This is a genomic window from Kineococcus vitellinus (genome assembly GCF_009906315.1).
GTDB classification, from domain to species: domain Bacteria; phylum Actinomycetota; class Actinomycetes; order Actinomycetales; family Kineococcaceae; genus Kineococcus; species Kineococcus vitellinus.
The window spans coordinates 1-21,096 of the sequence record NZ_JAAALL010000046.1; the positions used below are offsets into that span (position 1 = coordinate 1).

Consider the following 21,096-nt stretch of genomic DNA (forward strand, 5'->3'; position numbering starts at 1 on the left):
ACCATCGTCGCCGCGGTCCGCACACCCGGCGCACCGGGCCCGGGCCTCCACAGCGCCCGCCGGTGCCGGGCCGCGGCGCCCGCGGGCGCACCTACGGTCCGCGAGCAGGTTCAGCGGACGGAGGGACGGGCGTGGTGGACGTGACGGGGGCGGGTCCCGCAGCGGCGGAGCGGGCGCGGGCGCAGGTGGAGGCCCTGGCGCGCCGGCTGGCCCGGGCGGCGGAGGACGTGCGCGCGGCCCGGCGGGGCATCGCCGCCGCCGGCGCGGTCGAGTGGCAGGGGCCCAGCGCGGTGCGCTTCCGCGGCGGGCTGACGGCGCTGGAGCGCTCGGTCGCCGCGCTCGCCGACGGCTGCGAGGAGGCCGCCTCCCGGCTGCGGGCGCACGCGCACGCCCTCGGGGCCCTCCCGCTCGCCCCGGTGCCCGCGTGAGCGGGCAGCTCACCGTCGTCACCGGGCCGGTCGCCGCCGACCCGGACGCCCTCGACGCGGCCGCCGCGCAGCTGGGCGGGGTCGCCGCGCAGCTGGCGGCGGTGGCCGCCGAGGTCGCCGCGGCCGGCGCCGACCCGGTGCTGCTGCTCAGCGCCCCGCTCGCCCCGGCCACCTGCGCGCCCGCGCTCGCGGGGCTGGCCGAGGTGCTGCTCGGCGCCGGCGGGCCGGCCGCCGCGGCCGCGCGGGTGCTCGACCTCGCCGCCCGCGTGGAGGTGGCGGCGCTGCGCTACCGCGTCGGCGACGAGGTCGCGGACGCCGTGGTGCAGGTCGCCCGCCGCGCCGTCGCCCAGGCCGTCGTGGAGGCCGCCCCGCAGCTGACCCTCGCCGCGGGCGCCCTCCTGGCCGCCGACGGCGCCTTCCGCCTGCAGGAGGCGACGGTGCGGGTGCTGGCGCACGCCGCGCAGGCGTCCACGCAGCCCGGCGGGGTGGACCTGCACGCGCTCGAGGTCCACGCGCGCGAGGAGTTCTCCCGGGTCGACGACCGCGTGGCCGGCGACCTCGCGGGGGCGGGGCGCTTCCTGGCCGCCCACCCCGAGCTCGTGCAGGAGGTCGTGGCCACCGCCCCGCACGTGCTGGACGCCGCCGCCGCGCGCCACCCGGAGCTGGCGGCGGGGCTGGCGGTGCTGGCCCCCGGGGCGCTGCGCGCCTCCTCCCCGGGCGGCTCCGGGGTCGCCGGCGTCGCGGCGTCGCTCACCGCGCTGGGGGCGGTGGGCCCGCTGCTGCGGGAGACCGCCGTCGAGGTGCGCCCGGTGCGGCGGCCGCGGGCGCTGCCCTCCCGCCCGCCGGCCGGGATCGCCGAGGTCCTCGACGGGGTGGCGCACCAGTCCACCGGCTACGAGGCCCGCCACGGTTCGGTGGGGGACCGGCTGGCCCCCGCCGGCACCCCCGAGCCGGGCGGGGTGCGCCTGGAGCGGGTGACGCAGGCCGACGGCGCGGTGGCCTGGGTCGTGGAGGTCCCCGGCACGCAGTCCTGGACGCCGCTGCCCGCACCGGGCGGCACGCCCATGGACCTGACGACCAACCTGCGCGCGGTCGCCGGGCAGCCCACGGCCACGGCCGCCGCCGTCGTGGCGGCGATGCGGCAGGCCGGCGTGGGGGCGGGCGAACCGGTCCTGCTGGCCGGGCACAGCCAGGGCGGGCTGACCGTCGCGGCGCTGGCGGCCGACCCGGCGGTCACGGCGGAGTTCGCCGTCACCCACGTCGTCACGGCCGGCGCGCCGGTGGACGGCACCCCGGTGGCGCCGGGGGTGCGGGTGCTGAGCCTGGAGCACACCGGTGACGTGGTGCCCGCCCTCGACGGGCAGCAGGCGCAGGGCTCGGCCTCGCGCACCCTCGTGCTGCGCGACGCCGGCGGCGACCCGGGCGACCCGCTGGCCGACCACGGCTGGAGCGCCTACCTGCGCACGGCGCAGCTCGCCGACGCCGACGACGACCCGGCGCTGGTGGCCTTCCGCGACTCCGGGCGCGCCTTCTTCGACGCGCCCGGGGCCGTGGTGGAGGTGTTCGACTACCGGGCGGTGCGGGTCTCGTGACCGGCCGCGGCGGTGGCGCGCAGGGTCGCCCCCCAGCGCTGCGCGTAGGCGGCCAGGGCCGGGGTCTGCGCGCCCTGCGCCTGCACCTGCGCGTCGAGCAGGTACAGCCCCGGCGCCGGGCAGGCGGCGCCCAGCTCGGCCAGCACCGGCTTCAGCAGCAGCTCCGGCGCCAGCGCGTGGGCCGGCCCGGCGCCCAGCATCAGCGGGACCGCCACGACCCCGCGCATCCCCTCCCCGCCGGCGAACTGGTCCAGGAACAGCTTCAGCAGCCCGGTGTAGGTCGCCTTGTACGTGGGGCTGGCCACGACGAGCAGGTCGGCGGAGGCCACCTGCTCCACGGCCCGCTGCACGTCCGGGTCGCCCCAGCCGAGCAGGCCGGGGCCGAGGGTCACCACGTCGAGGACGAGGTCCGGGTCCCGGTCCGGGTCGCCGGACAGCAGGCGCGCCGCGGTGGTGGCGGCCGTCAGGGTGCGCGAGGCCGGCTTGGGGTTGCCGACCACGACCGCGGTGCGCATCAGCCCTGCGCCTGCGCGGCGGGCCGCGGGGTGAGGGTGCGGAAGCCGGAGGAGTGCCAGACCAGCGGCTCGGTGTCGGGGGCGCCGCCCATGGCGTGCACCTGCAGCAGCACGACGTCGTGGTCGCCGGCGGGGACCTGGGAGTGGATGGAGCACTCCAGCCAGACGGGGGCGCCGTGCACGAAGTGCGCGCCGGAGGCCGTGGTCGTGGTCTCGATGCCCGCGAAGCGGTCGGCGGCCTTGGAGGCCAGCTGGCGGGCGGCCGCGTCGTGCGCCTCCCCGAGCACCGAGACCCCGAGCAGGGCGCCCTCGCGCTCCAGGGCGGCCCGCAGCCGCGGCCAGCTGGTGGAGGTGTGCTGCACGGCGAACAGCACCAGCGGCGGGTCCAGCGAGATGCCGACCTGGAAGGAGGAGGCGACGAGCACGACGGCCTCCCGGCGCACCCGCCCGTCGGGGTCCTGCTCGCCGTCGACGACGGCCGAGATCGCCGCCACGCCGGAGGGGAAGAGCGAGAAGGTGCTCCGCAGCGCCATCGGGTCCTCCGCGAAGGGGACGAGGTGGAGCGGGGCCGTTGCGGCGGGGACGTCGGACACGGGCGGTACCTCCGGGCGGGGCGGACGGGACGGACCAGAGTCAACAGCATCGCCCGGGGCGGCGTCCGTACCCTGGCGGGCATGACGACGGCCTCCGAGCTCCCCCTCCCGCCGCGGCTGCGCGCCAACCTGGCCCGGGTGCCCGCCTACGTCGCCGGCAAGCCCGCCGTGGCGCGCGAGGGCCTGGAGGTCTTCAAGCTCTCCTCCAACGAGAACCCGCACCCGCCGCTGCCCAGCGTGCTGACGGCGATCGCGCGGGCCGCCGCGAGCGTCAACCGCTACCCCGACCCCGCCGCCACGGCGATGCTGGCGGCGGTCGCGCAGCGCTGGGGCGTGCGGGTCGACCAGCTCGCCGCGGCGACGGGCAGCGTGCGGCTGCTGGCGCAGCTCTCGGAGATCACGTGCGCGCCCGGCGACGAGGTCGTCTACGCGTGGCGCTCCTTCGAGGCCTACCCGATCACGGCCGCGATCAGCGACGCCGTGCCCGTCGAGGTGCCGCTGACCGAGGAGGCGCGCCACGACCTGCCGGCGATGGCCGCCGCCGTCGGCGAGCGCACCCGCCTGGTGGTGCTGTGCTCGCCGAACAACCCCACGGGCCCGGCGATCCGGCGCGCGGAGCTGGAGGACTTCCTGGCGCGGGTGCCCCGCCACGTGCTCGTCGTCCTCGACGAGGCGTACCACGAGTTCGTCGACGACCCCGAGGTGCCCGACGGGATCGACCTCGCGCGCGCCCACCCCAACGTCGTGGTGCTGCGCACCTTCTCCAAGGCCTACGGCCTGGCGGGCCTGCGGGTCGGCGTCGCGGTCGCCCACCCCGACGTCGCCTCGGCGCTGCGCCGGGCGGCGACCCCGTTCGGGGTGAGCGCCATCGCCCAGGCGGCGGTCGTGGCCTCGCTGCAGGGCGCCGCCGAGGCCGAGCTCATGGAGCGCGTCGCGGCGCTCGTGGCCGAGCGCCACCGCGTCCTGGACGGGCTGCGCGAGCAGGGCTGGCGGGTGCCGGACGCCCAGGGCAACTTCGTCTGGCTGCCCACGGGGGAGCGGACCGCCGAGCTCGCCGACGACTTCGCCGCCGAGGGCCTGGTGGTGCGCGCCTTCCACCCGCACGGGCTGCGGGTGACCGTCGCCGAGACGGCCGGCAACAGCCGCTTCCTCGAGGTCGCGGCCTCCCTGGCGCCCGTGCGCGCCTGAGCGGCCGGTGCGGCGGGGCTGGTTGCACCGGCGCGTGCGGAACCCTACGCTCCCGTAGGGTACGGGACCGTAGGTTGGTGCCGTCCCGCCACAGCACCCGTCCCCGGTGGAGGAACGCACGTGACCGACGCAGCGGCCGGCCCGCCCCGCGACCCGCAGGCACCGCAGGAAGCGCAGTACCCGCAGGACCCGGCGGCCGCGCAGCCGATGGTCCAGCTGCTGGACCGCCACGGCGTGCGGCGCACCCACCCCGAGCACGAGGTCGACCTGGAGCCCGAGGAGCTGCTCGCGCTGCTGCGCGACATGGTCCTGCTGCGCCGCCTGGACACCGAGAGCGAGGCGCTGCAGCGCCAGGGGCAGCTGGGGCTGTGGCCCGGCAGCCGCGGCCAGGAGGCGGCGCAGGTCGGCGCCGGGCGCGCCACCCGCCGCCAGGACCAGGTCTTCCCCAGCTACCGCGACCACGGGGCCGTGCTGGCGCGCGGCATCGACCCGCTGCACATCCTCAGCGTCTTCCGCGGCGTCGACCACGGCGGCTGGGACCCGGCCACCACCGGGATGCACCCCTACACGCTGGTCATCGCCGCGCAGATGCTGCCCGCGGTCGGCTACGCCATGGGCGTGCAGCGCGACGGGGCCGTCGGCACCGGCGACGCCGCCCGCGACAGCGCCGTCATCACCTACTTCGGCGACGGCGCCACCAGCCAGGGCGAGGCGGCCGAGGCGCTGAACTGGGCCTCCGTCTACCAGGCGCCGGTCGTCTTCTTCTGCCAGAACAACCAGTGGGCCATCTCCGAACCCGTCTCGCGGCAGTCGCCGGTCCCGCTGCACCAGCGCGCCGCCGGTTCCGGGATGCCGGCCGTCCTCGTCGACGGCAACGACGTCCTGGCCGTCCTGGCCGTCACCCGCGCGGCGATGGACCGGGCCCGCGCCGGCGGCGGCCCGACGTTCATCGAGGCCTTCACCTACCGGATGGGCGCGCACACCACCTCCGACGACCCGACCCGCTACCGGTCCGCGGCCGAGGTGGACGCCTGGCGGGAGAAGGACCCGATCGACCGCTTCCGCACCCACCTGCGCGCCGAGGGCCTGCTCGACGACGAGCACGAGGCGGCGCTGGCGGCGGAGTCCGACGCCTTCGCCGAGCGGTTGCGCGCGGGCGTGCGCGAGATCCCGGACCCGGACCCGGTGTCGATGTTCGAGCACGCCTACGCCGAACCCCACCCGCAGGTCCTCGCCGAGCGCGACGAGTTCCTGGCGGCCTGGGAGCAGCACGACGAGGAAGCACGCGAGCTGGCGGGAGGAGCGTCCTGATGGAGCGCATGGCGATCGGCAAGGCCATCAACGCGGGGCTGCGCGCGGCGATGGAGCGCGACCCCCGCGTCCTGCTCATGGGCGAGGACATCGGCGCGCTCGGCGGCGTCTTCCGCGTCACCGACGGCCTGCAGAAGGACTTCGGCGAGGACCGCGTCCTGGACACGCCGCTGGCCGAGGCGGGCATCGTCGGCACGGCGATCGGCATGGCGCTGCGCGGGTACCGCCCGGTGTGCGAGATCCAGTTCAACGGCTTCGTCTTCCCGGCCTTCAACCAGATCACCACCCAGCTGGCCAAGCTGCGCGCGCGCTCGCGCGGGCGGCTGTCGGTGCCCGTGGTGCTGCGCATCCCCAGCGGCGGCGGCATCGGCTCGGTGGAGCACCACTCCGAGAGCCCGGAGGCGCTGTTCGCGCACACCCCCGGCCTGCGCGTGGTCACCCCCAGCTCCTCGCACGACGCGTACTGGATGGTGCAGCAGTCGATCGCCTCCGCCGACCCGGTGCTCTTCCTGGAACCCGAGCGCCGCTACTGGGAGAAGGGCGACGTCGACGTCGACCTCGCGCCGGGGCAGGTGGCGCCGCTGCACCGCGCCCGCGTCCTGCGCGAGGGCAGCGACGCGACCCTCGTCGCCTACGGGCCCACCGTCCGCCTGGCCCTGGACGCGGCCGCCGCGGCCGCCGAGGACGGCACCCGGCTGGAGGTCGTCGACCTGCGCTCGATCTCCCCGCTGGACGTCGACACCGTCGCGCGGTCGGTGCGCCGCACCGGCCGCCTCGTCGTCGTGCAGGAGGCGCCGGTGTTCTTCGGCGCCGGGGCGGAGATCGCCGCCCGCATCCAGGAGAGCTGCTTCTACTCCCTCGAGGCGCCCGTGAAGCGGGTCGGCGGGTACCACCTGCCCTACCCGGCCGCGCGCGTCGAGGAGCACTACCTGCCCACGGTCGACCGGGTCCTGGACGCGGTCGAGCAGGCTCTGGCCGCCTGAGAGAGGAACTCGTTGAACCAGCGGTTCGCCCTGCCCGACGTCGGCGAGGGACTCACCGAAGCCGAGATCGTCTCGTGGAAGGTCACGACCGGCGACACCGTCGCCGTCAACGACGTCCTCGTCGAGATCGAGACCGCGAAGTCGCTCGTCGAGCTGCCCAGCCCGTACGCCGGGACGGTCGTGCGGCTGCTCGCCGCCGAGGGCGAGACGGTCGACGTGGGAGCCGACATCGTCGTCATCGGCGACGGTGCGGAACCCGCCGAACCCGCCGAACCCGCCGAACCCGCCGAACCCGCGGGACCCGCCGAACCCGCGCAACCCGCGGAACCCGTGGCCCCCGCTCCCGCGGAGGCCACCCCGTCGGCAGCCGCCCCCGCCGCCGGCGCGGACTCCTCGGGCGCCACCCTCGTCGGGTACGGCACCCGCGAGGCGGCGCCCTCGCGCCGCCGCCGCGGCGCCCCGGCCGCGCAGCAGACCGCCGCGCAGCAGCCGGCCGCGGGCGGGCACGTCCTGGCCAAGCCCCCGGTCCGCAAGCTCGCCCGCGACCTCGGCGTCGACCTGGCCACCGCGCGGGCCACCGGCCCGGGCGGCACCGTCACCCGCGCCGACGTCCTGGCCCTCGTGCCGTCCGCACCGGCCGAGCCGGCCCGCCGCGTCGAGAAGCACGACCGCGAGCGGCACGTGCCGATCCGCGGGGTCCGCAAGGCCACCGCCGCGGCGATGGTGGAGAGCGCCTTCTCCGCTCCGCACGTCACGGTGTTCACGACGGTCGACGCGACCCGCACCATGAAGCTCGTGCAGCGGCTGAAGGCCGACCCGGAGTACGCCGACGTCCGGGTGTCGCCGCTGCTGCTCGTCGCCAAGGCGCTGCTGGTCGCGGTGCGCCGCAACCCGGACATCAACGCGACCTGGGACGAGGCGAACCAGGTCATCGTCGTGAAGAACTACGTGAACCTCGGCATCGCGGTCGCGACGCCGCGCGGGCTGCTCGTCCCGAACGTCAAGGACGCCGACGAGCTGTCGCTGAAGGACCTCGCCGTCCGCCTGGGCGAGCTGACCGCCACCGCGCGCGCCGGCAAGGCGCAGCCGCGCGACCTGGCCGAGGGCACCATCACCATCACCAACGTCGGCACGTTCGGCATCGACGCCGGGACGCCGATCCTCAACCCCGGCGAGGCCGCGATCCTGGCCGTCGGCAAGATCTCCCAGCGCCCGTGGGTGCACAAGGGGAAGGTGCGCCCGCGCTACCTGGCGACGCTGAGCCTGTCGTTCGACCACCGGATGCTGGACGGGGAGAGCGGTTCGCGCGCCCTGGCCGACATCGCCGCGGTCCTGGAGGACCCGGCGCGCGCCCTCACCTGGTCGTGAGTTTCCCCCCGCAGCCCCCGGGGTAGGGGGCTCCCCGGTGCTGTCGTCGACGGGTCGGGAGGTCTGCGGTGCCGGGGTGGCTGGAAGCCGGTGCGTGGGGGTTGCTGGGCGGGGCGGCGCTCGTCGTGGGAGCGGCGATCGCCTGGTTCGTGCGCGTGCCCTCGAAGGTGGTCGCCGCGGTGATGGCGTTCGGCGCCGGCGTCCTCATCTCAGCGCTGGCGTTCGACCTCGCCGAGGAGGCCGCCGACACCGGTGGCCTGCTCGCGACGACGACGGCGTTCCTGGCCGGCGCCCTGCTGTACCTGGCGGCGAACGTGGTCCTCGCCAGGCGCGGCGCCCGGCACCGCAAGCGGTCCGGGGACCAGCAGCCCTCGGAGTCCGAGCAGGGCGGCAGCGGCGCCGCGATCGCGGTCGGCGCCCTGCTCGACGGCATCCCGGAGTCGGTGGTGCTGGGGATCGGCCTGCTCGGCGGGAGCGGGGTGAGCGTGGCGGTCGTCGCGGCCGTCGTCATCTCCAACGTGCCCGAGGGGCTCTCGAGCGTCGCCGGGATGAAGCAGGCGGGGCGCAGCGCCCGCTACGTGTTCGGCGTCTGGTCGGCCATCGCGCTGGTGAGCGCGGCGGCCGCGGCGCTGGGCCACCTCGCGCTCGGGGACGCCTCGCCGCAGGTGGTCGCGGCCATCACGGCGCTGGCGGCGGGTGCGATCCTCACGATGGTCGCGGACACGATGATCCCGGAGGCGTTCGAGCGCACCCAGGTCTACACCGGTCTCATCACCACGCTGGGCTTCCTCGTCGCGTTCACCGTCGGCCGGCTCGGCGGCTGAGCCACCGGTCCGCGGGTCCCCGCCGCGCAGTCCCCCGGCAGGGGGACTGCACAGCGGCCGCACAGCGGAGTACGGTCCGGCGCGCAGGGGACAGCGGAGTCCCCGGACCCGAGGAGAAGGCCATGGCGCACCGGCTCCAGTCAGCAGCACTCGTCCTCGTCGCCGCAGCGGCGACGGCGGTCACCACGGCGGCCCCGGCGCACGCCGCGGGGGCCCACCACGACCACGACCCGATCACCGTCGTCGCCGACGGGCTCGACGACCCGTTCGGCCTGTCGGCCGAGAACGGTAGGTTCTACGTCGCCGAGAGCGGCAGCGGCGAGATCAGCGGCATCATCCCCGGCGGCGACGGGCCCAGCGTCCGCGTCGGCGGCATCACCGGCATCACCGGTGTCGACCGCCGCGACGGCACCCTGTTCCACCTCACCGGCGAGGCCGAGCCCGGCACCGGCGGCGGGTCGACGCTGTGGACCTCCCGGCGCGGCGAACCGCGCAAGGCCCTCGCCGACCTGCTGGCCTACGAGCTGGCGAACAACCCCGACGGGCAGCGGCAGTTCGGCGACGACGGTGCGCCCCTGGACGCGCTGAGCAACCCGTTCTCGGTGCTCGCCGACCGCGGGCAGGGGGCGGACGTCTACGTCGCCGACGCCGGGGCGAACGCCGTCCTCGCGGTCGACGCGAAGGGCACCGTCAGCACGTTCTTCGTGCCGCCGCTCGTCACGACCGGCGCCTGCGAGGGGGCGGAGAACAACGACCCCGAGCACGTCGGCTGCGACTCGGTCCCGACGGGGCTGGCGTGGGGCCCGGACGGCAACCTCTACGTCTCCACCCTCGGCGCGGAGGCCCCCGGTGCGGCCCGCGTGTACGTCCTCGACCCGCACGACGGCTCGGTCGTGGAGCGGATCGACGGCTTCACCGGAGCGGTCGGCGTGGCCGTCGGCGACGACGGGTCGGTGTACGTGTCGGAGCTGTTCGAGGGTGCTCCCCAGACCCCGGAGCTGCCGCCGGACTTCGACATCAGCACGCTGGGACAGGTCGTCCGCGTCGCGCCCGACGGCACCCGCAGCGCCGCGCAGGTGACGCTGCCGCTGGGCCTGCGCTTCGCCGACGGGGCCCTGCACTCCACGGCGTGGAGCGTCGTCGGGAGCGCGCTGGGCCAGACGGGCGCCGGGCAGGTCGTGCGCGTCGACGACTCCGCCTTCAGCCCGCTCGACTGAGCCGTACCCCGGCGCCGGGTCCCGTCCGCAGGACCCGGCGCCGGGGCGGCCCGAGCGCTCGGGCAGCATGCGCGGATGAGCGCAGGAGTGGATAAGGACGAGGTCGGCCGGGACGTCCGGCAGTTCCACATCGGGGTGGCGCCCGGTGAGGTCGGGACGGTGGCGCTGCTGCCGGGGGACCCGTTCCGGGTCCCGCTGGTCGCGGAGTTCCTCACCGACGTGCGCGACGTCGCCCACAACCGCGAGCACCGCACGATGACGGGCACCTACCGGGGCAAGCTCATCACCGCCACCTCCACGGGCATGGGCTGCCCCTCCACGGCCATCGCCGTCGAGGAGCTGGCCCGGGTCGGCGTCACCTCCGTCATCCGGGTGGGCAGCTCCGCGGCGCTGCAGCCGGGGGTGCGCGCCGGCGACCTGCTCGTCAGCGAGGGTTCGCTGCGCGCCGACGGCACCACCGCGGCCTACGTGCACCACGGCTACCCGGCGGTGCCGGACCTGGAGCTGGCGCTGGAGCTGCGCCGCGCCGCCGAGCGCGTCGCGGCCGGCAGCGACGTCGCGGTCCGCTCGGGGCTGAACGTGTCCTCCGACGCCTTCTACGCCGAGACGCCCGAGGTCGTCGCCGGGTACTCCCGGTTGGGGATGCTCAACATCGAGATGGAGAGCTCGGCGATGTACGTCGTCGCGCGGCTGCGCGGGCTGCGGGCCGGGATGATCTGCGCGTGCAGCTCGAACCTCGTCGACGGCTCGAGCGTGTACGAGGCGGGCGAGCGCCTGCACGCCGGCTGGACGGCCGGCATCGAGGCGGCGCTGGAGGCGGCCGTGGCGCTGGACCTCTGAGGGCCGCGCCCGCGCGGGTCCCCGGTCACCGCCGGGCGGGGGCGGTGACCGGGTGGACCCTCAGAGCGGCTGGATGCCGAAGGCGTCGGCGAGCTCCTGGATGCGCCGGGCGCGGCCCAGGCGGGGCAGGTCGGAGCCGTCGCGCACGACGCCGCCGCTCTTCTCGAAGTCGGCGATGAAGTCGCGGGCCCAGGTGGCGTCGGAGACGTTCGGGCTCATGACCTCGTTGATGACGTTGGCCTGCTCGCGGTCCAGGCACAGCTTGCCCATCATGCCCATCGCCACGCCGACGTTGGAGGCCTCGCGCAGCTCGGGGTGGCCGCCGCCGGTGGTGGGGCCGTCGACGGGGCCGGGCAGGTGCCCGATGGCGCTGGCCGTCACGAGGCGGCTGCGCGGGTAGGCCATCGCGAGGTCGTCCGCGCCGGCGCCGGTGTCGCGGCGGTAGTCCCCGGAGCCGAAGGCCAGCCGGAAGGTGCCGCGGGCGGTCGCGATCTCGCGGGCGTCCTCGATGCCGAGCGCGGACTCGCACAGGGCGACGACGAGGGCCCGGCCGCCGAGCGCGTGCCAGGTGGCGTCGACCTGCTCACCGGCCTCGGTCTTGGCGAGCATGACGCCGAGCAGGTTGGGCACGCCCTTGAGCGCGTCGACGTCGTCCCGCCAGTGCGGGGTGGTGACGTCGTTGATGCGCACGAACGCCTGCCCGCCGTTGCTGAGCCAGCGGATGACGTCCTCGCGGGCGGAGCTCTTGCGGCTGGGGTCGACCGCGTCCTCGAGGTCGAGGACGACCTGGTCGGCGCGGGAGGCGAGCGAGACGTCGAACAGCTCCGTCCGGGTCGCGTTGACCAGCAACCACGTGCGCGCGTAGCGGGGCTCGACGATGTGCACCTTGCGTTCAGCCGTCATCCCCCGACCGTAGCGCCGCGCCCGGGGGTGCCGGGGCGCCGCGGGCGGCGGCAGTGGCGAGTCTCACGTCGCCCCGGGGCCCGGTGCCTCAGCGCCGGGCGAGCACCCGCCGCCGGGCCGCCACGAGGTCGGCGACCGCGCGCTCCTCGGAGGTCGTGCGCAGCTGCCCGTCCTCGACGACCACGCGCCCCTCGACGGTCGTCAGCGCCAGCGGCGGCGTCGGGCCGATGACGAGGGCGACGACGGGGTCGTCGAGGTCGGCGTGCCCCAGGCCCCGGAGGTCCCAGAGCGCCAGGTCGGCGCGCTTGCCGACCTCGATCGAGCCGATCTCCGCCGAGCGCCCCACGCACGCCGCGCCCCCGGCGGTGGCCGCGCGCAGCGCGTCGCGGGCGCTCATCGCCTCCGGGCCGCCGCGCAGCCGGGCGGTGTAGACCATCTGCCGCAGCTCGTCGGCCAGCGAGCCCTGCTCGCTGGAGGCGGCGCCGTCCACGCCGAGGCCGAGGGGGACGCCGGCGTCCAGCAGGTCGCGGGCGCGCGCGGCGCCCGCGCCCAGGCGGGCGTTGGAGCTGGGGCAGTGCGCGACGGAGCTGCCCGTGCGGGCCAGCGTCGCGATGTCGGCGTCGGACAGGTGCACGCAGTGCGCGAGCCACACGTCGGGACCGAGCCAGCCGAGGTCCTCCAGGACCTCCACGGGGCGGGCGCCGAAGGTGCGGGCGCAGAACTCCTCCTCGTCGGCGGTCTCCGCGAGGTGGGTGTGCCGGCGGATGCCGAGCTCGGCGGCCTGGGCGGCGGTCTCGCGCAGCAGCCGCGGGCTCACCGAGAACGGCGAGCAGGGCGCGGCGCCGATGCGCACCGTCGAGGACGGCGAGGGGTCGTGGTGGCGCGCGACGGCGTCGGCGGTCGCGGCCAGCACCGCCTCCACGTCCTCGACGACGGAGTCCGGCGGCAGCCCGCCCGCGGAGGAGCCGAGGTCCATCGAGCCGCGGGTGGGGGAGAAGCGCAGGCCGACGCTCGCGGCCGCCTCGATCGTGGCGGCGAGCTGGTCGCCGCCCTCGCGCGGGTGCAGGTAGTGGTGGTCGGTCGTCGTCGTGCAGCCGGTGAGCGCGAGGCGGGCCAGGCCCGCGCGCGCGGCGGCCTCGACGTCGGCGGCCCGCAGCAGCGCCCACACCGGGTACAGCGTCGTCAGCCAGGCGAACAGGCCCTCGTCGACGGCGAAGCCGCGCGTGGCCCACTGGTAGAGGTGGTGGTGGGTGTTGACGAACCCGGGGGTCACCAGGTGCCCGCGGGCGTCCACGACCCGGTCGGCGACGGTGCCCGGGGGCGCCTCGCCCGCACCGACGGCGGCGATGGCCCCGTCGCGCACGAGGACGTGCCCCACGGCGTGTTCGGTCCCCGCGGCGTCGACGGTCGCGACGGCGGCCCCGGTGATCAGCAGGCTCGGCACGGGCCGATCCTGCCCCACCGGGGCCGGCCGCGGGCCGGCGCCCGGGTCAGTGGCGGGTCAGCGGCGCGGTGCGCGGTTCTCCGAGCCGATCATCCAGGCCTGCTTCTCCAGCTCGTGGATGATGCCGTGCAGCAGGTCGGCGGTCGTGGGGTCCTCGGCGTCGACCGGGTCGTGCACGCGGCGCAGCGTCTCGACGGTGCGGCGGGTGAGCGCGACGACGGCCTCGACGGCGGCCGTCGTCTCGATCTCGTCGGCGCCGAGGTCGCCGATCGTGCTCTGGGCGGCGACGGTCTGCGGGCGGGCGTCCGGGACGCCGCCGACGGCGCGCATGCGCTCGGCGATCGTGTCGCTCGCCTCGCGGGCGGCCTCGACGAGCGCGTCGAGCTGCAGGTGCAGGTCGCGCCAGTTGCGCCCGACGATGTTCCAGTGCGCCTGCTTGCCGTGCAGGTGCAGCGCGGTGAGGTCGACGAGGACCTGCTGGAGGGAGCCGTTCAGCCGTCCGCTGCCCTGGAAGCCGGGCACGTGCGTCTGGTCGAGGCCGGTGCTGGTGACGTCCTGCGTGGTGGTCATCGCGAACCCTTCCGGATCGGTGGTGTGATCTTCAGCGTGCGGGGGAGCCGGCGCATTCCGCGCAGCGCCCCCACCAGGTGATCTCCGCGCGCTCGACCACGGGGAAGCCCGGGTCGCCGGCGGGGAGCAGGCACGGCGGTGCGCCGTGCGCGCACTCGACGTCGACGACGGTCCCGCAGCCGCGGCAGACGAGGTGGTGGTGCTCGTCGCCCACCCGCGCCTCGTAGCGCACCGCCGACCCGGCGGGCTGGGTGCTGCGCAGCAGCCCGGCGCCCGTGAGGTCGTCGAGGACGTTGGCCAGGCTCTGCCGGGACGTCGCGCGCCCCGCGCGGGCGAGCTGCCCGGCGATGTCGCCGGAGCTCGCGTGGGGCGTGCCGAGCACGACCTCCAGGACCGCGCGGCGCGGGGCCGTGGAGCGCAGGCCGGCGCCGCGCAGCAGCTCCTCGGCGAGGGTCGCGCGCTCCGTGGGCACGCCGCCCACCGTACGCCGTGTTTTGACTCCGTCAAGAGAAGGTGAGGCTGCCCGACGGGAGGGCAGGCTCACCGCACACCCGCGCCGGACCCCGCCGCGGAACCCGCGCAGAGCCTCGCGCCGACCCCTGTCGCGCCGCCCCCCCGCGGGAGGACGATGGGGGCGGTGGCCGGACGGCACGGCGCCGTCCCCGTCGGGAGGAGGCCGCGATGAGGCGGTCAGCGGCACTGGCGTCCCTGCTCCTGGGTGCGGCCCTGGTGGGCCTGGCGCCCCCGGCCTCGGCGCGGGCGGCCTGCCCGACGGGCTGGGGTTCGCTGCCGCGCAGCGCGCCGTCGGAGCGCGCCGGGGAGGTCGTGGACGTGCGCGTCGGCACGCACGCCTGCCACGACCGGTTCGTGGTGGACCTGGCCGGTCCCGGTGACGGCTACTTCGTCCGCTACGTCGACCAGGTGCGCCGCGACGGGTCCGGGGACGTGGTCCCGGTCCGCGGCGGGGCGCGGCTGGAGGTGGTGGTCGTCGAGCCCGTCGCCGCCACCGACGCCTTCTTCCTGCCCGACGGGGAGCTGGCCGACGTGCGCGGGTACCCGACGCTGCGGCACGTGGCGTGGGCCGGTTCCTTCGAGGGGCACACGACGTTCGGGCTGGGCGTGCGGGCCCGGCTGCCGTTCCGGGTCCTCGCGCTGGACGGGCCCGGCGGCGGTGCGCGGATCGTCGTGGACGTCGCCCACCGCTGGTGACGACGGCGCACCGGGGCCCGGACGCACCGAGGGCCCCGGAGCGGGTGCTCCGGGGCCCTCGGTGCGTCGGCGTCAGTTCTGCGCGCCGACCTCCTGCGCCGCGGCGTGCGTGCCGTCGGCGCGAGTCCCGTCGGCGTGCGTCCCGTCGGCGTGCGCGCCGGCGTGCCGGCCGCGGGGGGCCGCGGCGTCCTCGCCCAGCGCCGCCTCGATCGAGGGGTCGTCCAGGCCGAGCCCGCGCAGGTCCTCCACCGCGGCGTCGAAGGCGGCCTCGCGGCGCTCGGCCTCCTCGGCGAGCTCCTCCATGGCGCGCTGCGCGGCCTTGGCCTGCTGCACGCCGCTGCGGATGCGCTCGGCGAGCTCACCCGGTGCCATGTCCGTCCCGGCCGCCCGCGCGCCCGCGACCGCGGACCCGTTCCGGGCGCTCGCGCCGTCGGCGGTGCTCGCGCCGTCGGTGGTGCTCGTGCCGTCGGCGGTGCTCGTGCCCGCGTGCGCGCTCGTCGCGTCCTGCGTCTGCTCCACGGAGCCGCCGGCGGCGGCGACGGGGGCCTGCGCGGCCTGCTCGGCGCCGCCCTGGCCGCCGGCCGGCGGGGCGCCGTGGCCGCCGCCCGCGCTGCGCAGCGGCAGCGAGGGCAGGAACAGCATGGTGACGAAGCCGGCGACCATGACGATCGCGGCGACCAGGTAGATGGTGCTCGTGGAGTCGGTGAAGCCGACCTTGAACGGGTGGGAGACCGCGTCGGGCAGGGTGCTCAGGATCGAGGTGTCGTCCTGCGCGCGGGCGAGGACGTCGTTCAGCCCCTGCGGGTCCAGCTGCGCCTGCTGCAGCCCGGCCTGGAACTCCGGCGTGCGGCCGGCGGCGGAGTAGGCCGCGCCGATCTTGTCGCCGAGGGTGGAGAAGAGGATCGACAGGAAGACGGCGGTGCCCAGCGTGCCGCCCATCTGGCGGAAGAACGTCACCGAGCTGGTCGCGACGCCGATCTCGCTGCGCGAGGCCGCGTTCTGCACGGCGAGGATGACCGGCTGCATGTTGCCGCCCAGGCCCCAGCCCATGAGCAGCATGGCGATCATCGTCTGCCAGGTCGGGGTGTCGGCGTTGACCCGGGAGAAGAGGAACAGCGCGACGACCATCAGGCCGGTGCCGACGACGGGCAGCACCTTGTACCTGCCGGTGCGGGCGATGAACTGCCCGGAGAACGCCGAGCCGCTCATGATGCCCAGGACGACCGGCAGCATGGCCAGGCCGCCCATCGTGGGCGTGAGGCCCTTGACGACCTGCAGGTACTGCGGCAGGACGGCGAAGACGCCGAACATGCCCATGCCGAGGATGAAGGAGCCGAGGCTGCCGACGACGAACGTGCGCCCGCTGAACATGCGCAGCGGCAGCAGCGCCTCCTCGCCGTAGGCGCGCTCGGCGAGCACGAACGCCACGAAGCCGACGGCGCCGACGGCGTAGCAGATCAGCGCGCCGGCCGAGCCCCAGCCCCACTCGCGGCCCTGCTCGGCGACCAGCAGCAGCGGCACGAGGCAGGAGACGAGCGCGATCGCGCCCGGCCAGTCGATGCGGTGGTGGCTGGTGCGCTTGGGCAGGTGCAGGTTGCGCATGACGACGATCAGCGCGAGGGCGCCCAGCGGCACGTTGATCCAGAAGATCCAGCGCCAGCCGGCCAGGCCCAGCAGGGAGTCCAGGCCGGAGAAGAAACCGCCGGCGACGGGGCCCAGCACGCTGGAGGTGCCGAAGACCATCATGAAGTAGGCCTGGTACTTGGCCCGCTCCCGCGCCGGCACCACGTCGGCGATGATCGTCAGCGCCAGCGACATCAGGCCGCCGGCCCCCAGGCCCTGCAGGGCGCGCCAGGCGGCGAGCTCGTACATCGACGTCGAGATGCCGCACAGCGCCGAGCCGACGACGAAGATCGTGATGGCGGCGATGAAGAACGGCCGCCGGCCGTACATGTCGGACAGCTTCCCGTACAGCGGCGTCGAGATCGTCGACGTGATGAGGAAGGCCGTCGTCGCCCACGCCTGCAGGGAGAACCCGTCGAGGTCGTCGGCGATGGTGCGGATGGCGGTGGAGACGATCGTCTGGTCCAGCGCGCCGAGGAACATCCCCAGCAGCAGGCCGGACAGGATCGCCATGATCTGCCGGTGGGTGAACACCGGCGCGTCGGCTGCTGCCGGTTGCGGACCGGCGGTCGTGCTGCTCATGCGATCTCCTGGGCGTGGGGCGGGGCGGGTCGGAGGGAGTCGAGGCGGGCCTGCTCCAGGCCGTCGGCGAACCGGGCGAGCAGGGCGGTGAAGCAGACCAGCTCCTCGCGGGTGAACCCCTCGACGGCGCGGGCCAGCCGCTCGTGGCGGCGCTCCTTCATGGCGGCGACGACCTCGTGGCCCTCGTCGGTGACGGCCAGCAGGCTGGCGCGGCCGTCGTCGGGGTCGGGCAGCCGCTCGAGCAGGCCGCGCTTGACGAGCTCACCCGTCTGGCGGCTCGTCGTGGACGGGTCGGTGCCCAGGCGCTCGGCGAGGGCGCTGACGCGCAGCGGGCCGGCGTCGGCCAGGTGGAAGAGGACGAGGTGCATCGCGCGCTCCACCTCGCTCTGGCCGCGGGCCAGCTGGGCCTTGAGGGCGTGCAGCGCGCGCACCTGCCGGCCCACCTCGTCGGCCAGGGCGGCGACCTCGGCGGGGTGGCGCAGCGCGGAGCCCTCGGCGGGGGCGGCCGTCACCGGACGGGCCCCGGAGCGGGGCTGGGCATCGATCTGCTCCTGGACGTGGAGGGGTGCGGGGTACGGGGTGCTTCACGTGTCGCGCGTGTCGCGCGGGGATCGTCGCTCGCGTGGTGTAACGAGACACCCCGCCGGGACGAAGTACCACCCGGGGCATCGGCCGGGACGGCGAGATCCTTGACTGCTACATGCAACGAACGTGGACAAGCTACCAGCCGTGGGTGCGGGACGGGGGACTGCGACGTGTCGATCGACCACCGGGGTCCGGGGTCCTGTCGCGGCGGGGCGCCCGGCGGGCGTCCCGAGGCGGGTGGCACCCTGCTGACTGCTCCGTTCGAGCAGCGCTGCGCTACGGTGCCTAGTAACCCTACGTATCGGGAGAGTCACGTAGTGTCAGTCACGAACTGGTCGAGCGAGACGACGCTGGCGCCGGACCCCACCTCCTCGCGGGCGGCGCGCCGCATCGTGGCCGACTGGTGCATCCGGGAGGGCGTGATCGGCGACGTCGTCGACACCCTCCTGCTGCTGACCGCCGAGCTGGTCACCAACGCCGTCCTGCACGGGCGCAGCGAGGTCGTCCTGCGCATCGGCCGCGCCGGGCACCGCGTGCGCGTCGGCGTCGGCGACGAGAACACCCGGCTGCCGCAGCGGCGCGAGCTGGACCCCGGCGCCCTCAACGGCCGCGGCATCGCCCTCGTGGAGGCCCTCGCCGACGCCCACGGCGTCGACGTCGACGCCCTCGGCAAGACCGTCTGGTTCGACGTCACCACCGCGCACGCGCCCGTGCGCAGCGCCCGCGTCAGCGCCTGAGCGCACCCCCCGCCCCGCGGCGCACCCGCCGCCGGGCGCTGTCCGGGCGGCGACCTACCCTGGTGCAGTGGCCGCACCCATCCGACCGGCCCGCAGCGCACCCCCGGTCCCCGGCGTCCTGCTGACCACGGTCGCCGTCCTCCTGGCCGCGCTCGCGGTCCTGCTCACCGCCCTCGCCCTCGCCGGCGGGCTGACCCCCTCCGTGCTCGGCGACCCGGGGCCCCTCGTGCGCTACGGCCTGCCCGTGGCCCGCACCGTGCACGACCTGTCCGCGGCGCTGGCCGTCGGCGCCTTCGCCGTGGCCACCGTGCTGCTGCCGCACCCGTCGGCGGCCTGGACGCGCGCCGTGCGCACCGCCGGCACCGCCGCCGGGGCGTGGGCCCTCTCCGCGCTGCTCGTCCTCGTGCTCACCGCGATGGACGTCATCGGCGCCGCCCCCGGCGCCGAAGGCTTCGGCGCCCAGTTCGCCCAGTTCGCCCAGCAGATCGACCTGGGCCGCGCGCTGCTGGTCACCACCGTGCTGGCCGCCGTCGTCGCCACCGTGGGCGCCGCGGCCACCACCCCCACCGGCGCCGCCTGGGGCACCGCCCTGGCGCTGGTCGCGCTGCTGCCGCTGTCGCTGTCCGGGCACGCCTCCGGCTCGGCCTCGCACGAGACCGCGGTGAGCTCGCTCGCCTTCCACCTCGTCGGCGTGACCGTCTGGGTCGGCGGCCTGGCCGCGGTGCTCCTGGTGGCCCCCTGGCGCGGGCGCGCGCCCGTCGCGGCCGCCGGGGGCGAGCGCCCGCTGGACCTGCCGGTGCTGGCCCGGCGCTACTCCACGATCGCCCTGTGGTGCTTCGCGGCCGTCGCGCTGTCGGGCGTCGTCAACGCCTCCGTGCGCCTGGGCGGCTGGTCCGGGCTGGCCTCCGGCTACGGCGCCCTCGTCGTCGCCAAGGTGCTCGCCCTGCTCGCCCTGGGGGCGCTGGGCGCCTGGCACCGGCGGCGGACCATCCCGCTGCTGGCCGCCCGGCCGCGCGCCTTCGCGCGCATCGCCGTCGGCGAGCTCGTGCTCATGGGCGCCGCCACCGGCCTCGGCGTCGCGCTCAGCCGCAGCCCCACCCCGGTGCCCGACGACGCCCCGGGCTCCTCGGCGGCCGAGGACCTGCTCGGCGAGCCGGTCCCGCCGGCGCTGACCACCGCCCGCTGGTTCACCGAGACCTCCCCGGACCTGCTGTGGCTGACGATCGGGGTGCTGGCCCTGGTCGGCTACCTGCTCGGGGTGCGCAGGCTGCGCGCCCGCGGCGACGGCTGGCCGGCGGGCCGCACGATCTGGTGGGTCCTGGGCTGCCTCGCCCTGCTGTTCGTCACCAGCGGCGGCCCCGCCGCCTACGGCCGCACCACCTTCAGCGCCCACATGCTCCAGCACATGCTGCTGACGATGGTGGTCCCGCCGATGCTCGTGCTCGGCGCGCCCGTCACCCTGGCGATGCGCGTGCTGCCCGCCCGCCGCGACGGCTCGCGCGGCGCCCGCGAGTGGCTGCTGACGATCGTGCACTCGCGCTTCCTCGCCCTCGTGGGGCACCCGCTGGTGGCGGCCGCGCTCTTCGCCGGCTCGCTCATCGTCTTCTACTACTCGCCGCTGTTCGAGCTCGCGCTGCGCACCCACGTCGGGCACGAGCTGATGATGGTCCACTTCCTCGGCACGGGGTACCTGTTCTCCTCCGTGCTCATCGGCGTCGACCCCGGCGCCTCCCGGCCCGCCTACCCGCTGCGCCTGATCCTGCTGCTGGCGACGATGGCCTTCCACGCCTTCTTCGGCGTCGCCCTCATGCAGGGCACCCAGCTGCTGGCCGCCGACTGGTTCGCCCGGATCACCCCCGGCGCCGACCTGCTGGCCGACCAGCAGCGCGGCGGCGACATCGCCTGGGGCATCGGCGAGGTCCCCACCCTGGTGCTCGTGCTGGGCGTGGCGATCGGCTGGTCGCGCTCGGACACCCGGGAGAACCGCCGCCGCGACCGGGCCGCCGCCCGCGACGGCGACGCCGAGCTGGCCCGCTACAACGCGATGCTGCAGCAGATGGCCGACCGCGGGAGCGGCCGCGACGGCGGCTGAGCGGGCGGGCCCGCTCCGCGCTCAGGCGCGCGGGGCGAGCGTGCCGCGCAGCACGCTGTCGCTGGAGTGGCGCGGGTCGCCGTCGGCCGGTTCCCGGCTGACGTCGACGGTGGACCAGCGCCCGACGTCCAGGTTCGCGGGCAGCGCGAGCGTCAGGTCGGCGGCGCCGTCGAGGGGCTCGACGGTGCCGAGGGCCACGAGACCGCCGTCGGCGTCCAGCAGCCACGCCTCCAGGTAGCCGTCCCCGGCGGGCGCCACGCCCTGCACGTGCAGGTGCACCAGGCGGCGCCCGTCGACGTCCTCGACCTCGGCGCTGCCCGAGCCGGAACCCTGCAGCGGCTGCAGCGTCGCGGCCGCCACCGTCACCGCCGCCGGGGCGGGTGCGGGGTCCTCCCCGCGCCCGAGCAGCCGGCCGCCGGCCCCGCCGAGGGCGAGCCCGACGAGCAGGGCCGCCGCCACCGGCAGCCAGCGCTGCAGCGGGCGGCCCTGCTC

21 protein-coding genes are annotated in these 21,096 nt (G+C 76.4%); 12 read left to right on the forward strand and 9 right to left on the reverse strand.

The window, feature by feature from the left end:
- Nucleotides 1–131 precede the first annotated feature (131 nt).
- Nucleotides 132–428, forward strand: coding sequence for a hypothetical protein (locus GTQ99_RS06360; protein ID WP_166614903.1), 297 nt, complete (start codon nt 132–134; stop codon nt 426–428).
- The gene (locus GTQ99_RS06365) at nt 425–2,020 is read left to right on the forward strand and encodes an alpha/beta hydrolase family protein (protein WP_166614904.1); all 1,596 of its coding nucleotides are present in this window, start codon (nt 425–427) and stop codon (nt 2,018–2,020) included. Before GTQ99_RS06360 ends, GTQ99_RS06365 begins: the two co-directional genes overlap by 4 nt.
- Here GTQ99_RS06365 and GTQ99_RS06370 read toward each other — a convergent pair.
- A complete protein-coding gene (locus GTQ99_RS06370; RefSeq protein WP_166614905.1) occupies nt 1,996–2,535 on the reverse strand; it encodes an NAD(P)H-dependent oxidoreductase in 540 nt (179 codons plus the stop codon). The genes GTQ99_RS06365 and GTQ99_RS06370 overlap by 25 nt on opposite strands.
- Complete coding sequence (locus GTQ99_RS06375; RefSeq protein ID WP_166614921.1) at nt 2,535–3,068, reverse strand: flavin reductase family protein; 534 nt, start codon at nt 3,066–3,068, stop codon at nt 2,535–2,537. Before GTQ99_RS06375 ends, GTQ99_RS06370 begins: the two co-directional genes overlap by 1 nt.
- Nucleotides 3,069–3,209: 141 nt before the next feature.
- Here GTQ99_RS06375 and hisC point away from each other — a divergent pair, with 141 nt between their 5' ends.
- The 7 genes from hisC to GTQ99_RS06410 all read left to right on the forward strand — a co-directional run bounded on the left by hisC (nt 3,210) and on the right by GTQ99_RS06410 (nt 10,859).
- Entirely contained in the window at nt 3,210–4,316 is a 1,107-nt protein-coding gene (gene hisC / locus GTQ99_RS06380; protein ID WP_166614906.1) for a histidinol-phosphate transaminase, read from the forward strand.
- 120 nt (nt 4,317–4,436) lie between these two features.
- The gene (gene pdhA, locus GTQ99_RS06385) at nt 4,437–5,627 is read left to right on the forward strand and encodes a pyruvate dehydrogenase (acetyl-transferring) E1 component subunit alpha (RefSeq protein ID WP_338074764.1); all 1,191 of its coding nucleotides are present in this window, start codon (nt 4,437–4,439) and stop codon (nt 5,625–5,627) included.
- On the forward strand, nt 5,627–6,610 hold the full coding sequence (locus GTQ99_RS06390) for an alpha-ketoacid dehydrogenase subunit beta (protein WP_166614907.1): 984 nt from the start codon (nt 5,627–5,629) through the stop codon (nt 6,608–6,610). Before pdhA ends, GTQ99_RS06390 begins: the two co-directional genes overlap by 1 nt.
- A 12-nt stretch (nt 6,611–6,622) precedes the next feature.
- Nucleotides 6,623–7,978 carry a dihydrolipoamide acetyltransferase family protein gene (locus GTQ99_RS06395; protein WP_166614908.1) on the forward strand — a complete coding sequence of 452 codons (1,356 nt, stop codon included), beginning with the start codon at nt 6,623–6,625 and terminating at the stop codon, nt 7,976–7,978.
- Between the two features lie 68 nt (nt 7,979–8,046).
- A complete protein-coding gene (locus GTQ99_RS06400; RefSeq protein ID WP_166614909.1) occupies nt 8,047–8,802 on the forward strand; it encodes a ZIP family metal transporter in 756 nt (251 codons plus the stop codon).
- A 122-nt stretch (nt 8,803–8,924) separates the two neighbouring features.
- Complete coding sequence (locus tag GTQ99_RS06405) at nt 8,925–10,019, forward strand: ScyD/ScyE family protein (protein ID WP_166614910.1); 1,095 nt, start codon at nt 8,925–8,927, stop codon at nt 10,017–10,019.
- A gap of 75 nt (nt 10,020–10,094) precedes the next feature.
- Nucleotides 10,095–10,859 (forward strand): nucleoside phosphorylase, encoded by a 765-nt coding sequence (locus GTQ99_RS06410; protein WP_166614911.1) that lies wholly within the window; start codon nt 10,095–10,097, stop codon nt 10,857–10,859.
- Nucleotides 10,860–10,919: 60 nt separating this feature from the next.
- Here the strand turns inward: GTQ99_RS06410 and GTQ99_RS06415 are convergent, their stop codons facing one another.
- The 4 genes from GTQ99_RS06415 to GTQ99_RS06430 form a co-directional block, all read right to left on the reverse strand.
- Entirely contained in the window at nt 10,920–11,762 is an 843-nt protein-coding gene (locus GTQ99_RS06415) for an HpcH/HpaI aldolase/citrate lyase family protein (RefSeq protein WP_166614912.1), read from the reverse strand.
- Nucleotides 11,763–11,850: 88 nt separating this feature from the next.
- Complete coding sequence (locus tag GTQ99_RS06420; protein WP_166614913.1) at nt 11,851–13,206, reverse strand: 8-oxoguanine deaminase; 1,356 nt, start codon at nt 13,204–13,206, stop codon at nt 11,851–11,853.
- A 57-nt stretch (nt 13,207–13,263) separates the two neighbouring features.
- Nucleotides 13,264–13,776 (reverse strand): Dps family protein, encoded by a 513-nt coding sequence (locus GTQ99_RS06425; protein WP_166614914.1) that lies wholly within the window; start codon nt 13,774–13,776, stop codon nt 13,264–13,266.
- Between the two features lie 31 nt (nt 13,777–13,807).
- Nucleotides 13,808–14,248 carry a transcriptional repressor gene (locus GTQ99_RS06430; RefSeq protein ID WP_166614915.1) on the reverse strand — a complete coding sequence of 147 codons (441 nt, stop codon included), beginning with the start codon at nt 14,246–14,248 and terminating at the stop codon, nt 13,808–13,810.
- A gap of 209 nt (nt 14,249–14,457) precedes the next feature.
- On the opposite strand from GTQ99_RS06430, the gene GTQ99_RS06435 reads away from it, so the two are divergent.
- The gene (locus GTQ99_RS06435) at nt 14,458–14,985 is read left to right on the forward strand and encodes an AMIN-like domain-containing (lipo)protein (RefSeq protein ID WP_166614916.1); all 528 of its coding nucleotides are present in this window, start codon (nt 14,458–14,460) and stop codon (nt 14,983–14,985) included.
- Nucleotides 14,986–15,057: 72 nt separating this feature from the next.
- Here the strand turns inward: GTQ99_RS06435 and GTQ99_RS06440 are convergent, their stop codons facing one another.
- Together GTQ99_RS06440 and GTQ99_RS06445 are read right to left on the reverse strand one after the other, a co-directional pair.
- Nucleotides 15,058–17,190: an MDR family MFS transporter gene (locus GTQ99_RS06440; RefSeq protein WP_166614917.1), complete on the reverse strand. Its 2,133-nt coding sequence runs from the start codon at nt 17,188–17,190 to the stop codon at nt 15,058–15,060.
- A complete protein-coding gene (locus GTQ99_RS06445) occupies nt 17,187–17,702 on the reverse strand; it encodes a MarR family transcriptional regulator (protein ID WP_166614918.1) in 516 nt (171 codons plus the stop codon). The genes GTQ99_RS06440 and GTQ99_RS06445 overlap by 4 nt, the downstream gene beginning before the upstream one ends.
- 390 nt (nt 17,703–18,092) lie before the next feature.
- On the opposite strand from GTQ99_RS06445, the gene GTQ99_RS06450 reads away from it, so the two are divergent.
- Together GTQ99_RS06450 and GTQ99_RS06455 are read left to right on the forward strand one after the other, a co-directional pair.
- Complete coding sequence (locus tag GTQ99_RS06450; protein ID WP_166614919.1) at nt 18,093–18,512, forward strand: ATP-binding protein; 420 nt, start codon at nt 18,093–18,095, stop codon at nt 18,510–18,512.
- Nucleotides 18,513–18,579: 67 nt separating this feature from the next.
- Nucleotides 18,580–20,604 (forward strand): cytochrome c oxidase assembly protein, encoded by a 2,025-nt coding sequence (locus tag GTQ99_RS06455; RefSeq protein ID WP_205706907.1) that lies wholly within the window; start codon nt 18,580–18,582, stop codon nt 20,602–20,604.
- A gap of 21 nt (nt 20,605–20,625) precedes the next feature.
- Here the strand turns inward: GTQ99_RS06455 and GTQ99_RS06460 are convergent.
- A partial coding sequence (locus tag GTQ99_RS06460; protein ID WP_166614920.1) for an anti-sigma factor occupies nt 20,626–21,096 on the reverse strand: 471 nt, incomplete at its 5' end.

Bases quoted from the DNA above. Each gene is read 5' to 3' on its own strand.
- GTQ99_RS06370 (WP_166614905.1), bottom strand. From the start codon at position 2,535: ATGCGCACCGCGGTCGTGGTCGGCAACCCCAAGCCGGCCTCGCGCACC.
- GTQ99_RS06425 (WP_166614914.1), bottom strand. From the start codon at position 13,776: ATGACCACCACGCAGGACGTCACCAGCACCGGCCTCGACCAGACGCAC.
- hisC (WP_166614906.1), top strand. From the start codon at position 3,210: ATGACGACGGCCTCCGAGCTCCCCCTCCCGCCGCGGCTGCGCGCCAAC.
- GTQ99_RS06440 (WP_166614917.1), bottom strand. From the start codon at position 17,190: ATGAGCAGCACGACCGCCGGTCCGCAACCGGCAGCAGCCGACGCGCCG.
- GTQ99_RS06410 (WP_166614911.1), top strand. From the start codon at position 10,095: ATGAGCGCAGGAGTGGATAAGGACGAGGTCGGCCGGGACGTCCGGCAG.
- GTQ99_RS06405 (WP_166614910.1), top strand. From the start codon at position 8,925: ATGGCGCACCGGCTCCAGTCAGCAGCACTCGTCCTCGTCGCCGCAGCG.
- GTQ99_RS06375 (WP_166614921.1), bottom strand. From the start codon at position 3,068: ATGGCGCTGCGGAGCACCTTCTCGCTCTTCCCCTCCGGCGTGGCGGCG.
- GTQ99_RS06390 (WP_166614907.1), top strand. From the start codon at position 5,627: ATGGAGCGCATGGCGATCGGCAAGGCCATCAACGCGGGGCTGCGCGCG.
- GTQ99_RS06435 (WP_166614916.1), top strand. From the start codon at position 14,458: ATGAGGCGGTCAGCGGCACTGGCGTCCCTGCTCCTGGGTGCGGCCCTG.
- GTQ99_RS06415 (WP_166614912.1), bottom strand. From the start codon at position 11,762: ATGACGGCTGAACGCAAGGTGCACATCGTCGAGCCCCGCTACGCGCGC.